Here is a 17,578-nt window from a genome sequence, read left to right as displayed (position 1 = left end):
ATGATCCGAGCCACAAGCCCGATACGAATGGCCGTGGCTGAACCCTCTATCTTTCCATTCGCATGAATATTTGACTCACGGCTTTTGCGCGATGCGTTTGACCGCTTCGGCGACGATGTCGAGCAATTCGTTGCCGCCGTGTTGGATATATTCGACGATTTGTTTGCGCATTCTGGGCTCCCAGAAATTGCGGATGTGTTGTTCCACACCGGCTACGGCCGCATCGTGTTCCGGCTCGGATTTGAAAAAGGCGCCGATGTTGTTGGCCATTTTGATCAGATTGCTGTTATCCATGGGTCTATGCGGTTGATTCTTGAAAATGTTGTAAACGGAAGGGATGGGTGTAAATCGTATGGTTGTCGTTGCGGGTGAAACCGACCAGCGTCAGCCCGCAATCTTCCGCCAGGCTGATCGCCAATGCGGTCGGCGCCGAAATCGCGGCCAGCAAGGTGATGCCGACGCTGGCGGCTTTTTGCACCATTTCGTAACTGGCCCGGCTGGTGACCAGCAGCCAGCCGGCAGAGAAATCGCAACCGCTTTTGGCCAACGCGCCGATCAGCTTGTCCAACGCATTGTGGCGGCCGACGTCTTCGCGTACTGCGGTAATGCCGTGTTCGGGATCGAGCCAAGCGGCGGCGTGCACGGCGCCGGTCAATAAATTCAAAGCTTGTTGTTGGCGCATGGTTTCGAATGCCGCGCTCAGGCGATATGCATCCAATACTAAGCCTGTTCCAACCTTTCGTGTTGGGCGGATGGCTTGTTCCAGCGTCGTGGCGCCGCATAGGCCGCAGCCGGTGCGGCCGGTCATGTTCTTGCCCTTGCCGTGCAGATTGTTGAAGCGTTCCTCCGGAATTTGCATCCGTACTTCGACGCCTTTGGCGCGCTGAACAGTTTTGATGGACAGTATTTCGGACGGATGGCGAATGATGCCTTCGGTAAGGCTGAAACCCAGGCCGAAATCTTCCAGATTGAGCGGCGTGGTCAGCATAACGACGTGAGGTATAGTGTTGTAGACCAGCACTACCGGCACCTCTTCGGCGACGTAGTCCTGTTTGCGGCTGTGCTCCGGACCGCGCCAGCTATCGAACGTTCCGGTCCGATAGCTGGTCCAGCCTAGTTCCGCGGGTACTGGATCCATGCGCGGTTTTGCCAGGATTTAGCCGGCGGTGACGATGCGGTTATCCAGCAGCGATTGCTGGTCGTCGGAGAAGGCTTGGTATTCCTTTTGCCACTCGGACGGTTTCGCCACCTTGGCCACGTGTACCGCCGTAACTTTGTACTCGGGACAGTTGGTGGCCCAGTCGGAGTTGTCGGTCGTAATCACGTTAGCGCCGGAATGCGGGAAGTGGAACGTGGTATAGACCACGCCCGGTTGCATCCGGTCGGTGACGCGTGCGCGTAATACGGTTTCGCCGGAACGGCTTTTCACGCCGACCCAGTCGCCGTCCGCTACGCCTAACACTTCGGCATCGTGCGGATGGATCTCCAAGCGGTCCTCTTCGTGCCAAGCCACGTTCGCGGTACGCCGGGTTTGAGCGCCGACGTTGTATTGCGACAAAATCCGGCCGGTGGTCAGGATCAGCGGGTATTTGCTATTGGTGCGCTCCGTAGTCGGCACGTACTCGGTCAACAGGAAGCGGCCTTTGCCGCGCACGAACTGGTCGGCGTGCATGATCGGCGTGCCGTCCGGGTGTTCCTCGTTGCAAGGCCATTGAATACTGCCCATTTCGTCGATTTTGGCGTAGCTGACGCCGGCGAATTGCGGGGTCAGGCGCGCGATCTCGTCCATGATTTCCGACGGATGGGCGTAGTTCATCGGATAGCCCAAGGCATTGGACAGGTCTTGAGTGACTTCCCAATCTTCCTTGCCGGCCAATGGCTTCATGACCTTGCGCACCGGCGAAATCCGGCGTTCGGCGTTGGTGAAGGTGCCGTTTTTCTCCAGGAACGACGAGCCCGGCAGGAACACATGGGCGAACTTGGCGGTTTCGTTCAGGAAGATGTCTTGCACGATCAAGCATTCCAGTTCGCGCAAGGCATGGTGAACGTGGTTGATGTCCGGATCGGATTGGGCGATGTCCTCGCCTTGCACGTACAGGCCTTTGAAGCTGCCTTCGATAGCCGCGGTGAACATGTTCGGAATCCGTAGGCCGGGCTCCGAAGCCAGACTGACGCCCCATTCGGCTTCGAATTGGGCGCGAGTGGCGCCGTCGGAAACGTGGCGGTAGCCGACGAATTCGTGCGGGAACGAACCCATGTCGCAGGAGCCTTGCACGTTGTTCTGGCCGCGTAACGGGTTGACGCCGACGCCTTCGCGGCCGATGTTGCCGGTCGCCATTGCCAAGTTGGCGATGCCGATTACGGTGGTAGAGCCTTGGCTGTGTTCGGTGACGCCCAAGCCGTAATAAATCGCGCCGTTGCCGCCGGTGGCGTACAAACGCGCCGCGCCGCGCAGCAGTTCGGCCGGTACGCCGGCCAGTTCGGCGACGGCTTCCGGCGAATTTTCCGGTTTGGCGACGAAGGTGCGCCATTTGTTGAAACTCTCGACGTCGCAACGCTCGTTGACGAAGGCTTCGTCGACCAAGCCTTCGGTGACGATGACGTGGGCCAGCGCGGTAACTACGGCGACATTGGTGCCAGGACGCAATTTCAAGTGATAGTCGGCCTTGATATGCGGGCTATTGCGGACCAAGTCGATCTCGCGAGGGTCGACCACGATCAATTTGGCGCCTTGGCGCAGACGGCGTTTCATCAACGAACCGAAGACAGGATGGCCGTCGGTCGGGTTGGCGCCGATTACCAGAATCACGTCGGATTGCATGACCGAATCGAAGGTCTGGGTGCCGGACGATTCGCCGAAGGTGGTTTTCAAGCCGTAACCGGTCGGCGAATGGCAAACGCGGGCGCAAGTGTCGACATTGTTATTGCCGAAGCCGGCGCGGATCAATTTTTGTACCAGATAGGTTTCTTCGTTGGTGCAGCGGGACGAAGTAATGCCGCCAACCGCATCTTTGCCGTATTTGGTTTGAATCGCTTTCAAACGGCTGGCCGCGGTTTGAATCGCTTCTTCCCAGCTGACTTCGCGCCATGGATCGGTGATTTTGTCGCGTACCATTGGCGTAGTGATACGGTCTTTATGGGTGGCGTAACCGAAGGCGAAGCGGCCTTTGACGCATGAGTGGCCATGGTTTGCCAGTCCGTTTTTGTCCGGCACCATGCGCACCAGTTGCTCCCCTTTCATTTCGGCTTTGAACGAGCAACCGACGCCGCAATAGGCGCAGGTGGTAATGGTGCTATGCTCGGGTTGGCCGTGGTCGATCACGGCTTTTTCCATCAAAGTCGCGGTCGGGCAGGCTTGCACGCAAGCGCCGCAGGAGACGCATTCGGATTCCATGAACGGCTGGTTTTGGCCGGGAGAGACTTTGGATTCGAAGCCGCGGCCGTCGATGGTCAACGCAAACGTACCTTGCACCTCTTCGCAGGCTCTGACGCAACGCGAACAGACGATGCATTTGGACGGGTCGAACGAGAAATAGGGGTTGCTTTCGTCTTTTTCGGCCTTCAAATGGTTGTCGCCGTCGAAACCGTAACGCACTTCGCGCAGACCGACCGCGCCGACCGTGTCTTGCAGTTCGCAATTGCCGTTGGCGGAGCAGGTCAAGCAATCCAGCGGATGGTCGGAGATATACAGTTCGGCGACGCCTTTACGCAGTTTTGCCAATTTTTCGTTCTGCGTAGTCACCTTCATGCCGGCCGCAACCGGTGTGGTACAGGAAGCGGGGTAGCCGCGCGCTCCTTCGATTTGCACCAGGCACATCCGGCACGAGCCGAATGGGTCGAGGTGGTCGGTGGCGCATAATTTCGGAATGCTGATGCCGGCTTCGGCGGCCGCGCGCATTACCGAAGTGCCGGCATTGACGGTCACTTTGTGGCCGTCGATTTCCAGGGAGACTGGTTCGGCCGACGCGCTGGCCGGCGTGCCGTAGTCGATTTCGTTGTTTAATGACATAGCTACCTCCGGGAGGATAGATCAGGCTTTGGTGGGGTGTAGGCCAAAGTCTTCGGGAAAATGGTTCAACGCGCTCAACACCGGATAAGGTGTCATGCCGCCCATCGCGCACAGCGAGCCGCACAACATTGTGTCGCACAAGTCGCGTAGCAATTCGGTGTTTTTGGCTTTGTCCACATCGGCGACGATGCGATCGATGACTTCGACGCCGCGGGTCGAGCCGATCCGGCACGGCGTGCATTTGCCGCAGGATTCTTCGACGCAGAATTCCATCGCGTAGCGGGCCATGTCGGCCAGATTGGTGGTGTCGTCGTGGACGACCAAGCCGCCGTGGCCTAATACCGCGCCGATGGCGGCGAAGGCTTCATAGTCGAGCGGGGTATCGAATTGGCTTTCCGGCATGTAGGCGCCCAACGGGCCGCCGACTTGCACGGCGCGAATCGGTCGGCCGCTGGCGGAACCGCCACCGTAGTCGTACAGCAGTTCGCGCAAAGTCATGCCGAATGCGGCCTCGAACAAGCCTGGGTGTTTGATGTTGCCGGCCAATTGCAGCGGCAGCGTGCCGCGCGAGCGGCCCATGCCGTAGTTTTTATAGAATTCGCCGCCTTTATCCAGAATGATAGGCACCGAGGCCAGCGAAATCACGTTGTTGACGATGGTCGGTTTGCCGAACAGGCCGACGATGGCCGGCAGTGGCGGTTTGAAGCGCACCAGGCCGCGTTTGCCTTCCAGGCTCTCCAATAATGACGTTTCTTCGCCGCAGACGTATGCGCCGGCGCCGCTGCGTACTTCCAGATGGAAGGTTTTGCCGCTGCCTTGGATGTTTTCGCCGAGATAGCCGTTTTTGTAGGCGGCTTCAATGGCTTGGTTCAACGCGATTTTGGCATGCGGGTATTCGACGCGCAGATAGATGTAACCTTGAGTCGCGCCGACCGCAATGCCGGCGATGGTCATACCTTCGATTAAAACGAAAGGATCGCCTTCCATGATCATCCGGTCGGAGAAGGTGCCGGAATCGCCTTCGTCGGCGTTACAGACGATGTATTTTTGTTCGCCGGGGGCGTTCAATACGGTATTCCATTTGATGCCGGTCGGAAACGCCGCGCCGCCGCGGCCGCGCAGGCCGGAATCGGTGACGTGTTTGACAATCTCGGCCGGCTGTAACGCCAATGCGTTTTTTAGGCCTTTATAGCCGTCGTTGGCCAAATAATCGTCCAGGCTAACCGGGTCGGTGATGCCGACGCGAGCAAAAGTCAGCCGATTTTGGTTTTTGAAGTAGGGCAATTCTTCGATATTGCCCAGATAAAGCGGATGGGGTTTGCCTTCCAGTAATCCGGCGTCGAGCAGTCCTGCAACGTCTTCTTCTTGGACCGGGCCGTAAGCGACGCGGCCTTGCGGGGTTTCGACTTCCAGCAGCGGCTCCAGCCAGAACAGGCCGCGCGAGCCGTTACGAACGATTTGTACCGATTGGCCCCGGTCGGCAGTATGTTGGGCAAACGCGTCTGCGACTTGCTCTGCGCCCAGTGACAGCGCGGTGGAGTCGCGGGAAATAAACAGGCGGGTCATGTTAAGCACCTTTGAATTTGGCAAGCAGACTGTCGAATTTATCCGGCGTGACGCGGCCGAATACTTGGTCGTCTATTGTAATCGATGGGGAGCAGGCGCAATTGCCCAGGCAATAAACCGGTTCCAGCGAGAAGGTTTGGTCTGCGGTGGTTTCGTGGTAATCGATGCCGAGCACCTGTTTGGCGTGGTTTTCCAAGGCTTTGCTGTTCATCGATTGGCAGGATTCGGCGCGGCAGATGCGTACGGTATGCTTGCCCGGCGGAGTGTCGCGGAAGTAATGATAAAAACTAATAACCCCATGCACTTCGGCTTGCGACAAATTCAGAGAACTTGCGATATCGGCGACTGCGGCCGGAGGAATGTAGCCCAGGGTGTCCTGAATCCCGTGCAATATAGGTAACAAGCTGCCCGGCATCGTTCGGTGAGCGTCCAGTATTTCCAGCACAGTGGATTGTTGGGTTTGATAGTCTTGCATCATTGGCTCTATATATGACGAAAAGGTTATCCCGGTATTTAAGCACGAAAAAACCCGGAAGCGCAATTCGGAATCATGGCTGAATCCCGCGAATTTCCTAAGCATCGCAGGGTAATGCTATCGTTCGACCAATGATGTTTGGCTTAGTTCGGAACCTGAAAAATGCCGATAACACCGCTTTACTTTTAAATGATAATTGTTATCATTAATCCAAAATCGTTTGGAGGTTGTTATATGTACGTGTGCGTGTGCAAAGCGGTTACCGATAAGCAGGTCGCTCAGGCGATTAACCAGGGCCTTTGCAGTCGTAGACAGGTAATGGAATGTACCGGAGCGGGTGGTGTTTGTGGCAAATGCTCGTTAAGCATTAAGGCTATGCTGGATGAAAAGTGCCAGAATCGCGCGATGAGGGCGCAAGCGGCTTAATCCGCTGCAGTGGGGTTCGGTGAAGCAGGGCGGATTCCGCCCTGCATTGCCAACTCAGGCTGTTTGGTTATTTCGCTGCCGCCGGTTCCGCAGGTTTGGTTTCCGCTGCGGGGGAGGCAGGTTCGGCTGGGGCTGCCTGCTCGGCCGGTGCCGCCGCAGGTTGTTCGGCAGGAGCTGCCGGTTGGGGTGCTGCTGGCTGCGCTTCTTCCTGTTTAGGCGGTGTCGGCGGCAACATCACCTCGATTTTCGCGTTCTTACGCAAGCTTTCGATCATTGCTTGCGCTTTTTGCCGTTGCAGCATCGGCCGGATTTGTTCTTTGACGGCATCCAGCGGTGGCGGTGTCAAGGCTCTGGAGTCTTCGCGCAGAATGACATGCCAGCCGAACTGGGTCTGCACCGGTTGTTTGCTGTATTTGCCGTTTTCCAGGGCAACGACCGCTTCGGAGAATGGCGGCACCATTCGGTCGGCGGTAAACCAGCCCAGGTCGCCGCCTTCCGAGCCCATCGGGTCGATCGAGTGCTTTTTAGCCAGTTCGTTAAAGTTGCCGCCTTTATCCAGCTCGGCAATCAATTTCTTGGCCTCGTCTTCGGTTTTGACCAGAATATGGCGCGCTTTGTATTCGCTGCCCATGTTGGCCATTTTCGAATCGTATTCGGCTTTGATTTCTTCGTCGGTGACCGGGTTGGCTTTCAGGTAATCCTGTAACGCCGCTTGCGACAGCAAGGAATTTCTGACGGTTGCCATCCGCTCGATCACTTCCGGCGATTTGTCCAATTGTTTTTGCAAAGCCTGTTGAATCAACAATTCCCGTTGAATTAGCTCTTCCAATAATTGTTCTTTAGGAAAGGTTTGGCCTTGGCTGCGTTCGGAAATCTCTTTTTCCAGTGTTTCCAGGGTTTTTTTGCTGATGTAGGTACCGTTGACCGAGGCCACCGCATCTTCCTTGCTGACGGCCGGAGTTGCGGGACCTGCCTCTTTGGCTTTTTCTTCGAAGCAGCCCGGCAACAAAGCGGCGCCGGCCAGAACCAGGGGGACAAGTTTCAATTTCATATCAAGAATTTCCTTTGCTGTTTTCAGAGGGAGTTAAGGCGTTAATGCTCAAGGCGTGAATCTCCGCCTTCATCATGTCGCCCAAGGCTTGGTAGACCAGTTGGTGGCGTTGCACCAACGATTTGTTTTCGAACTGCGTTGAAACCAGTGTGACGTGGTAATGGCCGCCGCCTTGGTTTCCGGCATGTCCGGCATGCGCGGCGCTATGGTCGATAATTTCGATTAATTCCGGCTTAAAAGCCTCTTCCAGCTTGTGTCTGATGATATCGGCAGTCATTGGGGAAATACTTGTTTAAAGGGTTTGACGGTAACGCGGGCGTAAACGCCGGCGGCTAAATACGGGTCGGCTTCGGCCCAGGTCCGGGCGGCCTGCAAGTCGGCAAATTCGGCGACCACCAGGCTACCGCTGAAGCCGGCATCGCCGGGATTTTCGGCGTCGATTGCCGGATGCGGTCCGGCTAGAACCAACCGGCCTTGGTCTTGCAATTCTTGTAACCGCGCTAAATGAGCGGGCCTGGTTTGCAGGCGTTTGCTCAAGCTGTCGGCAGTATCTTCGGCAATTATCGCGTACAGCATCACTCTTTCGCTTCCGGAGACGGCACGTATTTATATAAGAAAACCATTTGCACCGCGATGAAAAGCACCATCAAACCCGGTACGCCGAAGGTCTTGAAGCTGACCCAATCGTCGGTACTGTAATGGCTCATGACGTACAAGTTCAAAAAACCGACGCCGATGAAAAACAAGGACCAGCTCAGGTTCAGCCGCTTCCAGATGCGGGCCGGCAATTCCAGATTGGCGCCCATCATGCGTTCGATGAAGGTTCTATTGCCGACGAACTGGCTGATCAAGAAGGCGCCGCCGAATAGCCATTCGATAATGGTCAGCTTCCATTTGATGAATTGCTCGTCTTGCAAATACAGCGTGGCTCCGCCCATGACCAGAATCAAACCCAGCGTAATCCATTGCATCGTTTCGACTTTGCGGTAGAGCAGCCAGTAAATGCAGACTTGAACCACTGTCGCGGCAATCACGACGCCGGTTGCTACATAGATGTCGTACAGCTTGTAGGCGACGAAAAACAAAACGATTGGGAAAAACTCTAAAAGCGGTTTCATGATGGACGGTTTAGCGGAAAGGTTAGGCGTATAGATCGATGCCGGAAAGTGTTTGGTGAAGCCGTGCCTGAACGGATTGGTTCCGGTTTTCGGTGTAGGCGTTCAGGGCTTTCAAGGCGCGCGAATTGGTTGGTGCGTTGCGGGTTTCTATCGTCAATTCGGTTTCGGCCAGTGCCGCCTCGATTTGCTCGGTGGACGAGGGTTGGCTTTGCGGTTGCCGGTTTTTTAATGCAGCGTCGGTATCGGCTAGCGGCGGCTGTTCAGGCTTGGCGTCCGCGGCTCCGGTTTGCCGATATTGATATCCGACCGGATAGAATGCCAATGATGAACTATGTATGGTGTTCACGGGGTGACGCTAGGGGTCGAAGTAACGATGCTTAATTGTAGAATCTTTGTTTGCAATTGTACATGAGCGGGGCGGCTTTGCTGCTAAAATGCCGAATTTAAAGGAGGATTTCATGGCCGATACTGATCGTACCGAGTTGGAAGCCGCTGCTTTCCGGCAACTGCTTGCCCACTTGCAACAGCACACCGAAGTTCAAAATATCGAATTGATGATACTTGCCGATTTCTGCCGCAATTGTCTGGCGAAATGGTACGCGGCGGCGGCGGCCGAACGCGGTATCGGCGTCGATTACGAGCAAGCCCGCGAGATCGTTTACGGCATGCCCTACGCCGAATGGAAGGATAAATACCAGCGCGAAGCTACTCCGGAACAATTGGCAGCCTACCAGGCCCGGCAAAAACTCAAGGAGAGTCCATGAGCGCCGATAACCCGTTCGATGCGATGTTCTCCGGCGTGATCGGCCGCGAATACGACATGCTGAAGCTAATCTGCCCGTTTGCCGCGGAAATGAGCCGCTTGGTCGGGCTCGAAGTCGCCGATTTTTGCCGGGGCCGCGACACAACACCGGAAGTAGTCGAGTTGGGCGGCGGTACCGGGATCACTACGCTGGCGATTTTGTCGGCGGCGGAGAATTGCCGGGTACTGAGCGTCGACAGCGAGCCGACCATGCAAAACCAGGCCAAACAGAATTTGCAAGACTGGGCCAACCAAGGGCGACTCGCATTTTCCGGACAAGACGCTTTCAGCGCGTTGCGCGATTTGCCCGAACACAGCGCGGATGTCGTCGCATCCGCTTACACGCTGCATAATTTCGAAGCCGGTTACCGGCGCCAGGTGCTGGCCGAGATTCACCGGGTGTTGAAACCGGGCGGCAAATTCGTCAACGGCGACCGCTACGCCCTGGACGACATCGATGAACACACCCAAGCCACGCAACGGGAAGTGGCCGGTTACTTCAGGGCATTGATCGGCATCGACCGCCTGGACTTGTTGGAACATTGGATCATTCATCTGTTCAGCGACGAGTCCGAAAACCATGTGATGCGCGAATCGGTCGCCCTGGCCCAGATGGCGGAGGCCGGATTCGGCCGGATTCAACTGAAGCGGCGGATCGACGTCAATGCTCTGGTCACCGCTGTCAAGGAAGCCGGGTAGACGCCGGACCATAATAGCGTAATTCGGGCGAGCGAGCGGCCGCCCCACCGAACCGAGAAGACTCATGGCTGAACCGACTGGCAGTAAAAGCAAAAAAACTCTGGATGCCTTCGCCGACGATCTGGATGCGATGTTGAACATCAGCGAACCGGCCGGGCGCGAAGTGGGCGAAATCGACGACGACGAAGCGATAGACCGGTTGCTGGTCGGCGAAGAAACCCTGGGCCGCGACGCGGAACAAGAAATCGACGAATTCGGCGATTTCGACAACTTGCTGGAAATCGACTTGCCGGCCGGGAAGAATCGGCCGCTGGACGATATCGACGAATTCGGCGACGAATTCGATAGCGAAATTGCCGATATTCCGATCAATCCCGGCCGGGAGGCCGAGACATTGGCCGACGAATTTGCCGATGCCGTCGGTGCCGACATTGAACGCGAATTGGCGGCGGATGAGGTTATAGCCGAAGTGGCCGAGTTGGAGCAGGTCGGCGATATCGACGAGTTCGCGGAAACCGAAGCGGAAACGGTCGTTGCCGCAGCAGTTGCCGCACCGGCCGGCGGCGACTTGGAAAACATGGCGGAAATCGACGAATTCGGCGATGAGCCGGAAATGTTAGATGGCACTGCCGATTTTCTGATGGCCGATTTCGATATCTCCGCTGACGAGGATGTTGCCGTGCCAGGTGTTGCCGCCGCGGACGAGATCGAGGCGGACATCGGAAGCCCACTGGCAGATACCGATACGATCGAGGCGGTAGCCGTTGATGCCGAAGCGGAAGCCGGCGAGGCCGAGCCCGATGCAGCGGCTCGAATCGTGGCAGAACCGGAGCCTGACGACGATGGCGATGCGCTGGCGGCCGGCGGCGCAGCGGGTTTGGCGAACGTCGCGGTTGCCGCGGCGGTCACGGCCGTAGCTGCCCCAGTGCCACCGCCGGCACCGGCGGTCGACTACAGCGGCGACATTACTGCGCTGAACCGGCAGATCGCCGAGCTGAAAAGGCAACAGCAGCAGTTGAAGCACGAATTGGCCGAAAAGCCGGAAAAAGCCCAACTCAGCGAGTGCCAGGCCGGCCTGGAAAGTTTGCAGGTCGAACAAAAGAAAGCCAAGCGCGGTTTGGATGCGTTGAGCGCCAAAAAACCGGTGGCGGCCTATGCCGCGGCCGGCATCGCCGGCGTGGCCCTGCTGGCGGGCGTGGGATTGGGCGTGCAAGGCATGATCGCCAAGTCCCAAGTCGGCGAGTTGGCGGCCATTATCGGCAAGTTGCAGGAACAGGTTAATGCCGCACCGGCCAATGATGCCGCCGAGATGGCGATGCTGCACAAGCAATTGGACGAACTAACGGTCAGCACCGGCGTGATGTCGACCCAGATCGCGGAATTGAGCAAGGCGCCGCACGCCAACGCCGCTGCCGCCCCCAGCGGCGACCAAGCCGGCAAACTGGCCGAACTGGCCAACCAAAACCTGCAAATCGGCGCGGCGCTCGAAGCATTGCAGAACAAAGTCAGCGCCCTGGAGAAGGGGCGGGTTACGGCCGTGGCGGCGGCGCCGAAACCGGAAAAGAAGAAACCGGCTCCGGTCGAGGAAAATTGGGCGGTTAATCTGGTGGCGTTCAAGCAGGACTGGTACGCCAAAAGCAAGGCGCAGGAATTCGCCGGCAAGGGCGTGCCGGCCAAGGTCAGCAAGACCGAAACCAAGGGCGAAAATTGGTACCGCTTGAGCGTCGACGGTTTTAAAACCCAATACGAAGCGGCGGCCTATGCGGCCAAAGTCAAGAAAACGCTGAATTTGGATTCGGTCTGGGTCACCCGGGTCAAGGAATAGGGCCGGCGCCATGAATAACCAGAAGTTGGTGGTCGCGGTGTCGTCGCGGGCCTTATTCGACCTAGACGAATCGCACACGATTTTCGAAACCCAAGGCAAGGAAGCCTTCTGCCGCTACCAGATCGAACACGAAAACGAAATCCTGCAACCGGGCTTCGGCTTTTCGCTGGTTAAGAAATTTCTCGATATCAACAAAGCCTTTCCCGGTTCTCCGCTGGTCGAAATCATTCTGCTGTCGCAGAACAGCGCCGATACCGGATTGCGCATCTTCAATTCGATCAACCACTACGAACTGGCGATTACCCGCGCCGCGTTCACCAGCGGCGTGTCGCCTTACGAGTATATTCCGGCATTCGGCGCCCATTTGTTCTTATCCGCCAACAACGAAGACGTTCGCAAAGCCTTGTCCGCCGGTTATGCGGCGGCGACCATTGTCTCCGGTGCGGTAGCCAACCCATCGCCGCAATTGCGCATCGCCTTCGACGGCGATTCGGTGCTGTTCTCCGACGAATCGGAGCGGATTTACCAGCAACACGGCCTGGCCGCATTCGCCGCCAACGAACGCAGCGAAGCGCATAAACCCTTATCCGGCGGGCCGTTGAAGGAATTTCTCAGCGCGTTGCACCGGATCCAGACTCACTTCGACCAAGACATCTCGCCGATCCGCACCGCGTTGGTCACCGCCCGCGCCGCGCCGGCCCACGAACGGGTGGTGCGCACCTTGCGCGCCTGGGGGATTCGGATCGACGAGGCTTTGTTTTTGGGCGGCATGCCCAAGGGCGCTTTTTTGAAGGCGTTCGGCGCCGATATTTTCTTCGACGACCAGAAAGGCCATTGCGATTCGGCCGAACAGCACCAGGTAGCGGCAGCGCACGTGCCGCACGGGGTCACGAATCAAGCGTGACGCGGAAGCGGGCGTAGTATTCGTTAAATTCCAGACAGCTTTTCAAAAGCAGGGTAGTGCCGTTTGGCAGGGCTATTTTGCTTTCCAGCGCATATTTGCCTTTCGGCAGAAATACTTCGCTATGGTTTTCGTCGGTGACCAGCACCGCTTGCACGGTTTTACCGCCGTCGCCGGCGATGTCGTGGATGGACAATTCGCCGATGACCGGTTCGAAGGCGATCAGCGAGGTATCTTCGAACGCGGCCTGGCGCCGCACCAACATCAACCGCGGTGCTTGCTGTTCCCGGCTCAACATACCGATGTCGCCGGTGCAGAACGCGCCTTCGCTGCTTTCGGCCACGACGAATTGTTTGCTGTGGTTGCGCAGCAATGTGACCGGAAAACCGGGTTGGTTATTGAAGTTGGAAACGTGGCCGGTACTGGGTTTGTAAAAGTTTTTTTCGTGCTCCAACGGCACCAGACTCATATCGCGCAGCACGTTTCTGCTTGCCGTTTGCCCGCTCAGGCGCATGATTTTCGACAATTTATCCTGGCTTGCTAAATAAGCCTGGACGCTGCCCAGGCCGGGGAAAAATCGGGCCGGCAATATCGGCGGTTTCAAGTCCACGGTCGCAAATAATTGGTCGTAACCGCACAGGTGTTGCGTCAATTTGCTCACGGTGGTTTGCGGCAATTCGCTGCTGATTTCGCCGAGCCTTAGCGCGTGGCCCAGACGTTGGGTGCAGATGGCCATCATGCCGCGCGAGGTTTGCCAATGGCCGCGTTTGGCCGGACAGGGCTCGCTGTCTTTCAACTCCCAATAGAAATCCGGCCCCTGGCTGGGTTGCATCGACGTTTCCAGCAAAGGTTGGGTGATGGCGGCAAGTTTGAATAACGGTTCGATTTCGGCGACGGCGTAGCGGTTGGGGGCGAAAATTGCGAATAACAAATTGCGCTTTACCACTCCTTCAATCGAATTCGGTTGTTTCAAATCCGCGAATTTGCCGGCGATCTCCTGCTGCAGCCAATTCTTTTTTTCGGCGATTTGGTAGAGCAGGGCGGTTTTTTTCCATAGCGTGGCCGACGGCGGTTCGTAAAACAGCGCGCTATTGCGTTGGCAATAGCCGATCAGGTGCAGGGCATGGAAGATCCCGGTCGGTACGGTTTCCGTTGCCAATTGCTTGGATTCGATCGCCCGGCACAGTGCCAGGCTCAAGTGGCGCAGCAGTTGTACCGCCAGTTTGGCGATTTTATAGGCTTTGCCTTGCGGTTCGGTGCGGGCCAGATTGGCCAGGCTGTTGGACAGGTGCAGCGCCAGCGGGCTCAGATTGATCAACAGCGGCAACAACGCATTCGCGTCGGCATCGGTGCGTACCAGTTCTTTCAACGTCAGATTGAGCTGGTTGGCGGCAACGGCCGGGGCCAGCGAGCTGAGCGATTTCAACCAGCTCGCCATCGATTCGTGGGTCAATTGGAAGGGCAGGGATGCTTTGTCGGTCATGAACGGCGAGTCGATGTGCATAAGGAAACCTCGGCAAGTTTAGAACAGATTAACCGCTTCAACAGCCACGGATTTTGAATAAGCGCACGCGGCTGCATAAAATGCCGCTCCATTTGTCCGACCGGCTGGCCCATGTCCCGAATCCTGCAGTACCGCTCCGAACTCGCCGCATTGTGCAGCGGCGGCTTATTGACCTTGGCTTTCGCGCCCTACGCCTTGCCCTATCTGGCGCCGGTCGCGCTGATCGCGCTTTATCTGGCTTGGCAACGGCAGACGCCGCGGCGGGCGGCTGCGACCGCCTATTGTTTCGGACTGGGCCTGTTCGGTTCCGGCATCTGGTGGGTGTATATCAGCATTCACGATTTCGGCGGTGCCGATCCGGCCAGCGCCGCTGCGTTGGCAGCACTGCTGGTGGCGGCCTGGGCCGGGTTTCCGGCCTTGGCGGCTTGGTTGATCGCAATGGTGCCGTGGCCTGGCGCTTGGACGCGTGCCGCCGGCGCCGCTTTGTTGTGGGTGGCGGTGGAATATTTTCGCGGCAACTACGTGCTGAACGGTTTTCCCTGGCTGCAAATAGGCTACAGCCAGACCGGCACGCCGCTGGCCGGCTTCGCTGCGCTCGGCGGCGCTTACGCAGTCGGTTTTTTGTTGGCCTTTTCCGCATTTGCTGCGGCGGAAATGGCGCAAAAAACCGTGCGTTGGCGGTCAGGCCTGGCGCTGCTGCTGGCAATCTGGGGCGCCGGCGCCGGCTTGCGGGCAGTGGCCTGGACCGAGCCGGCCGGCGCGCCGATCGCCGTCACGCTGGTGCAGGGCAACATCGGCCAGGACGAAAAATGGCTGGCCCACCAACAACTGGCGACCTTGAATCTGTACCGCAAGCTGACCGAACAGTATTGGGATTCCGACGTCATCATCTGGCCGGAGACGGCGATCCCGGCGTTTTTGGAGGATGTTAAGCCGTTTTTTATCGACCCATTGCAAGCCGAAGCCCGCGCCCGCGGCGTCGATATCGTGGTCGGTTTGCCCAGCAGCGGCCAGGGCAGGGACTATTACAACAGCGTGTTGGCGCTGGGCGAAACGCAAGCGCTGTACCACAAAGTCCATCTGCTGCCGTTCGGCGAATATTTGCCGTTGCAACCGCTGTCGGGCTGGGTGTTGGACCAACTGGCCATCCCGCTCGGCGACTTTGCCGCCGGCGGCGCCCGCCAGCCGCTGTTGCGGGCCGGCGGCCATGCCTTCGTTGCGACTATCTGTTACGAAGATGCGTTCGGCGAACTGGTCGCGCGCCAGGCGGCCGAGGCAGGCTATATCGTCAACATGACCAACGACGCCTGGTTCGGCGATTCGGCCCAACCTCACCAACATCTGCAGATGGCGCAGATGCGGGCGCTGGAAACCGGCCGCTATCTGGTGCGGGCCACCAACACCGGTGTGACCGCTTTCATCGCTCCGGACGGAGCGGTCAAACGCCAGGCGCCGTTGTTCGCTACCGTGGCCATCAGCGACAGCATCGTGCCGATGCGCGGCGCTACCCCGTATCTGTATTTGGGCGACGGCGGCGCGTTCGCTGCCATCGCGCTATTGGCGCTAGCGGTTGCCGCCGGCGAGCGCCGCTTCGGGTTAGCCGGTTAGCCGCGTATTACATTTCATCAAACCTTAACCGAGTTGACGCTTTACCTTCTTGTGAGCTGGTTAACATTGGGTGATATCCAAGTCGCCGCGGCCGCTGCAGCGGCCGGCCGATTCGGTAGAGGCTTAAGCCTCGAATTCAGCCAATCCCAATTTTGAACCAGGAGAACTCGATGTTTCGCAACACAATTGTTTCGGCCCTGTTGCTGGTGGCCGGCGCGAATGCCCACGCGGCTTTGACCACGGGCGATATCGCCTTTACCTCGTTTAATGCCGACGAAGACGGATTTTCGTTGGTGGCTTTCGTCGATATCGGTGCGAACACCACCATCCATTTCAACGACAACGAATGGAACGGCAATGCCATCGGTGCCGGCGGCGCTTTCAACAGCGGCGAAGGCGTGCTGTCCTGGAATAGCGGAGCCGCGCCGATTTTGGCCGGCACCGTGATCCGCTTCAGCAAATACGACCAGGCCTCGCGGTCGGTATCGGTCGGCTCCCTGTTCGGCGCCGGCGGCGACAACGGCATCAATGCCAGCAACGAAACCATTTACGCCCTGCTAGGCAGCAACGCCAATACGCCCACCGCCTTTTTGGCGGCTATTTCCAACGGCGGCTTCGGCAGCAACGGTACGCTGGCCAATACCGGATTGGCGGTCGGCAGCAGTGCGGTGCAATTGAACAGCGGCACCGACTATGCCGAATATGCAGGCCCGCGCAGCGGCGAAACGGCTTTCGCCGACTACCGGCTATTGGTCAACGCTAACGCCAACTGGACCAATCTGGGCGACGGTAGCTTCGCAGCGCGCGTTCCCAACACCGAAAACTTTTCGGTCGCTGCGGTACCGGTGCCAGGCGCGGTTTGGTTGTTCGGTTCCGCATTGGCAGGGTTTTTGGGCGTTTCGCGCCGCAAAGCCTGATTTGGAAAAAAACGACACAGGGACGTGGACTTAGCAAGTTGCGGCGGCATGTTCGGCATGCCGCCGTTTTTTTGCACGCTGCGATAGCGGAAGCTGGCGCGCAATCCCGCATTAGCGGATACGCTGGCAGGGCCTTTGTCTGCCAGGCAAAACCGGACCGGCCTTATTCGGGCCTGGCTGCAGCTTCGGGCAAATCGAAACCTATGGTTTTCCGTATCGGCAAGTAACAAACGCCGATATCTGCGCAGCCCTGATAAGTGACTTCCAGATTCAATGTTTCCCCAGCGGCCGAACGGCGTTGAAACGGCAATACCAGTTCCAGGCGTTCTCGAAATATTTCCACATTGCCGAATTGCGGGTCCTGCCGGTTTTGGCCGGTGGGAAACGACGGCACATCAATTACGATATCGGCGGTTTTCGCAGCGAATTTGAATTTTTGCCGGTACAGGTAATAGCCGTCGGCAATATCCCAGGACAGCGCCAGCGTATCGCGGCCAACCAGTTCGGCGGAAAATTGAAAGGCGTCGTCGGGCTGTAGCAACGGTTGCGTATCCTCGGCCCAGGTTGCAGCCAAGGCCGCAAACGCAAGGCCGAGCGCCACGGCTGATCGGGCTGGTGCAAACATATCGATTCGAGACCTCAATCGGCGCGGCTGTTTGCGAATAGCCGGTTCGGCT

19 protein-coding genes are annotated in these 17,578 nt (G+C 57.8%); 7 read left to right on the top strand and 12 right to left on the bottom strand.

The annotated features are described in order from the left end of the window. Positions 1-75: 75 nt before the first annotated feature. Genes VXJ35_RS17895 through VXJ35_RS17875 form a run of 5 tightly spaced genes read right to left on the bottom strand, consistent with a single transcriptional unit; the run spans position 76 to position 6,050 of the window. A complete protein-coding gene (locus VXJ35_RS17895) occupies positions 76-294 on the bottom strand; it encodes a formate dehydrogenase subunit delta (RefSeq protein ID WP_054762763.1) in 219 nt (72 codons plus the stop codon). 4 nt (positions 295-298) lie between these two features. Continuing rightward, positions 299-1,138, bottom strand: coding sequence for a formate dehydrogenase accessory sulfurtransferase FdhD (gene fdhD / locus VXJ35_RS17890; protein ID WP_064022602.1), 840 nt, complete (start codon positions 1,136-1,138; stop codon positions 299-301). 18 nt (positions 1,139-1,156) lie between these two features. After that, positions 1,157-4,009, bottom strand: coding sequence for a formate dehydrogenase subunit alpha (gene fdhF, locus VXJ35_RS17885; RefSeq protein ID WP_064022601.1), 2,853 nt, complete (start codon positions 4,007-4,009; stop codon positions 1,157-1,159). Between the two features lie 21 nt (positions 4,010-4,030). Beyond that, the gene (locus VXJ35_RS17880) at positions 4,031-5,575 is read right to left on the bottom strand and encodes an NADH-quinone oxidoreductase subunit NuoF (protein WP_064022600.1); all 1,545 of its coding nucleotides are present in this window, start codon (positions 5,573-5,575) and stop codon (positions 4,031-4,033) included. Between the two features lies 1 nt (position 5,576). Continuing rightward, positions 5,577-6,050 (bottom strand): formate dehydrogenase subunit gamma, encoded by a 474-nt coding sequence (locus VXJ35_RS17875; protein ID WP_064023584.1) that lies wholly within the window; start codon positions 6,048-6,050, stop codon positions 5,577-5,579. A gap of 189 nt (positions 6,051-6,239) precedes the next feature. Here VXJ35_RS17875 and VXJ35_RS17870 point away from each other — a divergent pair, with 189 nt between their 5' ends. Further along, positions 6,240-6,476: a (2Fe-2S)-binding protein gene (locus VXJ35_RS17870; protein ID WP_331711079.1), complete on the top strand. Its 237-nt coding sequence runs from the start codon at positions 6,240-6,242 to the stop codon at positions 6,474-6,476. A 67-nt stretch (positions 6,477-6,543) separates the two neighbouring features. On the opposite strand, the gene VXJ35_RS17865 is transcribed toward VXJ35_RS17870, so the two are convergent. Genes VXJ35_RS17865 through VXJ35_RS17845 form a run of 5 tightly spaced genes read right to left on the bottom strand, consistent with a single transcriptional unit; the run spans position 6,544 to position 8,991 of the window. Beyond that, positions 6,544-7,527 (bottom strand): peptidylprolyl isomerase, encoded by a 984-nt coding sequence (locus VXJ35_RS17865; RefSeq protein WP_064022599.1) that lies wholly within the window; start codon positions 7,525-7,527, stop codon positions 6,544-6,546. Position 7,528: 1 nt separating this feature from the next. Continuing rightward, a complete protein-coding gene (locus VXJ35_RS17860) occupies positions 7,529-7,804 on the bottom strand; it encodes a BolA family transcriptional regulator (RefSeq protein WP_054762766.1) in 276 nt (91 codons plus the stop codon). Further along, positions 7,801-8,103, bottom strand: coding sequence for a YciI family protein (locus VXJ35_RS17855; RefSeq protein WP_064022598.1), 303 nt, complete (start codon positions 8,101-8,103; stop codon positions 7,801-7,803). Before VXJ35_RS17855 ends, VXJ35_RS17860 begins: the two co-directional genes overlap by 4 nt. Next, on the bottom strand, positions 8,103-8,645 hold the full coding sequence (locus VXJ35_RS17850; RefSeq protein WP_064022597.1) for a septation protein A: 543 nt from the start codon (positions 8,643-8,645) through the stop codon (positions 8,103-8,105). The genes VXJ35_RS17855 and VXJ35_RS17850 overlap by 1 nt, the downstream gene beginning before the upstream one ends. Before the next feature lie 22 nt (positions 8,646-8,667). Next, positions 8,668-8,991 (bottom strand): hypothetical protein, encoded by a 324-nt coding sequence (locus VXJ35_RS17845; protein WP_157198224.1) that lies wholly within the window; start codon positions 8,989-8,991, stop codon positions 8,668-8,670. A gap of 112 nt (positions 8,992-9,103) precedes the next feature. On the opposite strand from VXJ35_RS17845, the gene VXJ35_RS17840 reads away from it, so the two are divergent. The 4 genes from VXJ35_RS17840 (at position 9,104) to VXJ35_RS17825 (ending at position 12,875) form a co-directional block, all read left to right on the top strand. Then, complete coding sequence (locus VXJ35_RS17840) at positions 9,104-9,409, top strand: DUF1244 domain-containing protein (protein ID WP_064023582.1); 306 nt, start codon at positions 9,104-9,106, stop codon at positions 9,407-9,409. Then, entirely contained in the window at positions 9,406-10,146 is a 741-nt protein-coding gene (locus VXJ35_RS17835) for a class I SAM-dependent methyltransferase (RefSeq protein WP_064022595.1), read from the top strand. Before VXJ35_RS17840 ends, VXJ35_RS17835 begins: the two co-directional genes overlap by 4 nt. Positions 10,147-10,210: 64 nt before the next feature. Beyond that, positions 10,211-11,971 carry an SPOR domain-containing protein gene (locus VXJ35_RS17830; protein WP_064022594.1) on the top strand — a complete coding sequence of 587 codons (1,761 nt, stop codon included), beginning with the start codon at positions 10,211-10,213 and terminating at the stop codon, positions 11,969-11,971. 10 nt (positions 11,972-11,981) lie between these two features. Beyond that, on the top strand, positions 11,982-12,875 hold the full coding sequence (locus tag VXJ35_RS17825; protein WP_064022593.1) for a 5'-nucleotidase: 894 nt from the start codon (positions 11,982-11,984) through the stop codon (positions 12,873-12,875). Here VXJ35_RS17825 and VXJ35_RS17820 read toward each other — a convergent pair. After that, entirely contained in the window at positions 12,859-14,376 is a 1,518-nt protein-coding gene (locus tag VXJ35_RS17820; protein ID WP_064022592.1) for a hypothetical protein, read from the bottom strand. The two genes, VXJ35_RS17825 and VXJ35_RS17820, sit on opposite strands and share 17 nt — an antisense overlap. Positions 14,377-14,487: 111 nt before the next feature. Between VXJ35_RS17820 and lnt the strand changes: the two genes are divergently transcribed. Together lnt and VXJ35_RS17810 are read left to right on the top strand one after the other, a co-directional pair. Further along, positions 14,488-15,984 (top strand): apolipoprotein N-acyltransferase, encoded by a 1,497-nt coding sequence (gene lnt, locus VXJ35_RS17815; protein ID WP_064022591.1) that lies wholly within the window; start codon positions 14,488-14,490, stop codon positions 15,982-15,984. Between the two features lie 170 nt (positions 15,985-16,154). Then, positions 16,155-16,901, top strand: coding sequence for a hypothetical protein (locus VXJ35_RS17810; protein ID WP_064022590.1), 747 nt, complete (start codon positions 16,155-16,157; stop codon positions 16,899-16,901). Between the two features lie 163 nt (positions 16,902-17,064). Here VXJ35_RS17810 and VXJ35_RS17805 read toward each other — a convergent pair whose 3' ends face one another. Further along, positions 17,065-17,526 carry a protein-disulfide reductase DsbD N-terminal domain-containing protein gene (locus tag VXJ35_RS17805; RefSeq protein WP_082880986.1) on the bottom strand — a complete coding sequence of 154 codons (462 nt, stop codon included), beginning with the start codon at positions 17,524-17,526 and terminating at the stop codon, positions 17,065-17,067. Positions 17,527-17,578 lie beyond the last annotated feature (52 nt).

It is taken from the genome of Methylomonas sp. DH-1 (assembly GCF_046097555.1).
Taxonomy (GTDB): domain Bacteria; phylum Pseudomonadota; class Gammaproteobacteria; order Methylococcales; family Methylomonadaceae; genus Methylomonas; species Methylomonas koyamae.
The sequence above is the reverse complement of the archived record's forward strand: the minus strand, read 5'-3'. Positions and strand labels throughout refer to the sequence as shown.

What these genes read in the sequence shown, in the direction of transcription:
- fdhD (WP_064022602.1), bottom strand. Translation starts at nt 1,138, where the DNA reads ATGGATCCAGTACCCGCGGAACTAGGCTGGACCAGCTATCGGACCGGA.
- VXJ35_RS17860 (WP_054762766.1), bottom strand. Translation starts at nt 7,804, where the DNA reads ATGACTGCCGATATCATCAGACACAAGCTGGAAGAGGCTTTTAAGCCG.
- VXJ35_RS17810 (WP_064022590.1), top strand. Translation starts at nt 16,155, where the DNA reads ATGTTTCGCAACACAATTGTTTCGGCCCTGTTGCTGGTGGCCGGCGCG.
- VXJ35_RS17825 (WP_064022593.1), top strand. Translation starts at nt 11,982, where the DNA reads ATGAATAACCAGAAGTTGGTGGTCGCGGTGTCGTCGCGGGCCTTATTC.
- fdhF (WP_064022601.1), bottom strand. Translation starts at nt 4,009, where the DNA reads ATGTCATTAAACAACGAAATCGACTACGGCACGCCGGCCAGCGCGTCG.
- VXJ35_RS17830 (WP_064022594.1), top strand. Translation starts at nt 10,211, where the DNA reads ATGGCTGAACCGACTGGCAGTAAAAGCAAAAAAACTCTGGATGCCTTC.
- VXJ35_RS17875 (WP_064023584.1), bottom strand. Translation starts at nt 6,050, where the DNA reads ATGCAAGACTATCAAACCCAACAATCCACTGTGCTGGAAATACTGGAC.
- VXJ35_RS17850 (WP_064022597.1), bottom strand. Translation starts at nt 8,645, where the DNA reads ATGAAACCGCTTTTAGAGTTTTTCCCAATCGTTTTGTTTTTCGTCGCC.
- VXJ35_RS17855 (WP_064022598.1), bottom strand. Translation starts at nt 8,103, where the DNA reads ATGCTGTACGCGATAATTGCCGAAGATACTGCCGACAGCTTGAGCAAA.
- VXJ35_RS17865 (WP_064022599.1), bottom strand. Translation starts at nt 7,527, where the DNA reads ATGAAATTGAAACTTGTCCCCCTGGTTCTGGCCGGCGCCGCTTTGTTG.
- VXJ35_RS17820 (WP_064022592.1), bottom strand. Translation starts at nt 14,376, where the DNA reads ATGCACATCGACTCGCCGTTCATGACCGACAAAGCATCCCTGCCCTTC.
- VXJ35_RS17895 (WP_054762763.1), bottom strand. Translation starts at nt 294, where the DNA reads ATGGATAACAGCAATCTGATCAAAATGGCCAACAACATCGGCGCCTTT.
- VXJ35_RS17840 (WP_064023582.1), top strand. Translation starts at nt 9,104, where the DNA reads ATGGCCGATACTGATCGTACCGAGTTGGAAGCCGCTGCTTTCCGGCAA.
- VXJ35_RS17835 (WP_064022595.1), top strand. Translation starts at nt 9,406, where the DNA reads ATGAGCGCCGATAACCCGTTCGATGCGATGTTCTCCGGCGTGATCGGC.
- VXJ35_RS17870 (WP_331711079.1), top strand. Translation starts at nt 6,240, where the DNA reads ATGATAATTGTTATCATTAATCCAAAATCGTTTGGAGGTTGTTATATG.
- lnt (WP_064022591.1), top strand. Translation starts at nt 14,488, where the DNA reads ATGTCCCGAATCCTGCAGTACCGCTCCGAACTCGCCGCATTGTGCAGC.
- VXJ35_RS17880 (WP_064022600.1), bottom strand. Translation starts at nt 5,575, where the DNA reads ATGACCCGCCTGTTTATTTCCCGCGACTCCACCGCGCTGTCACTGGGC.
- VXJ35_RS17805 (WP_082880986.1), bottom strand. Translation starts at nt 17,526, where the DNA reads ATGTTTGCACCAGCCCGATCAGCCGTGGCGCTCGGCCTTGCGTTTGCG.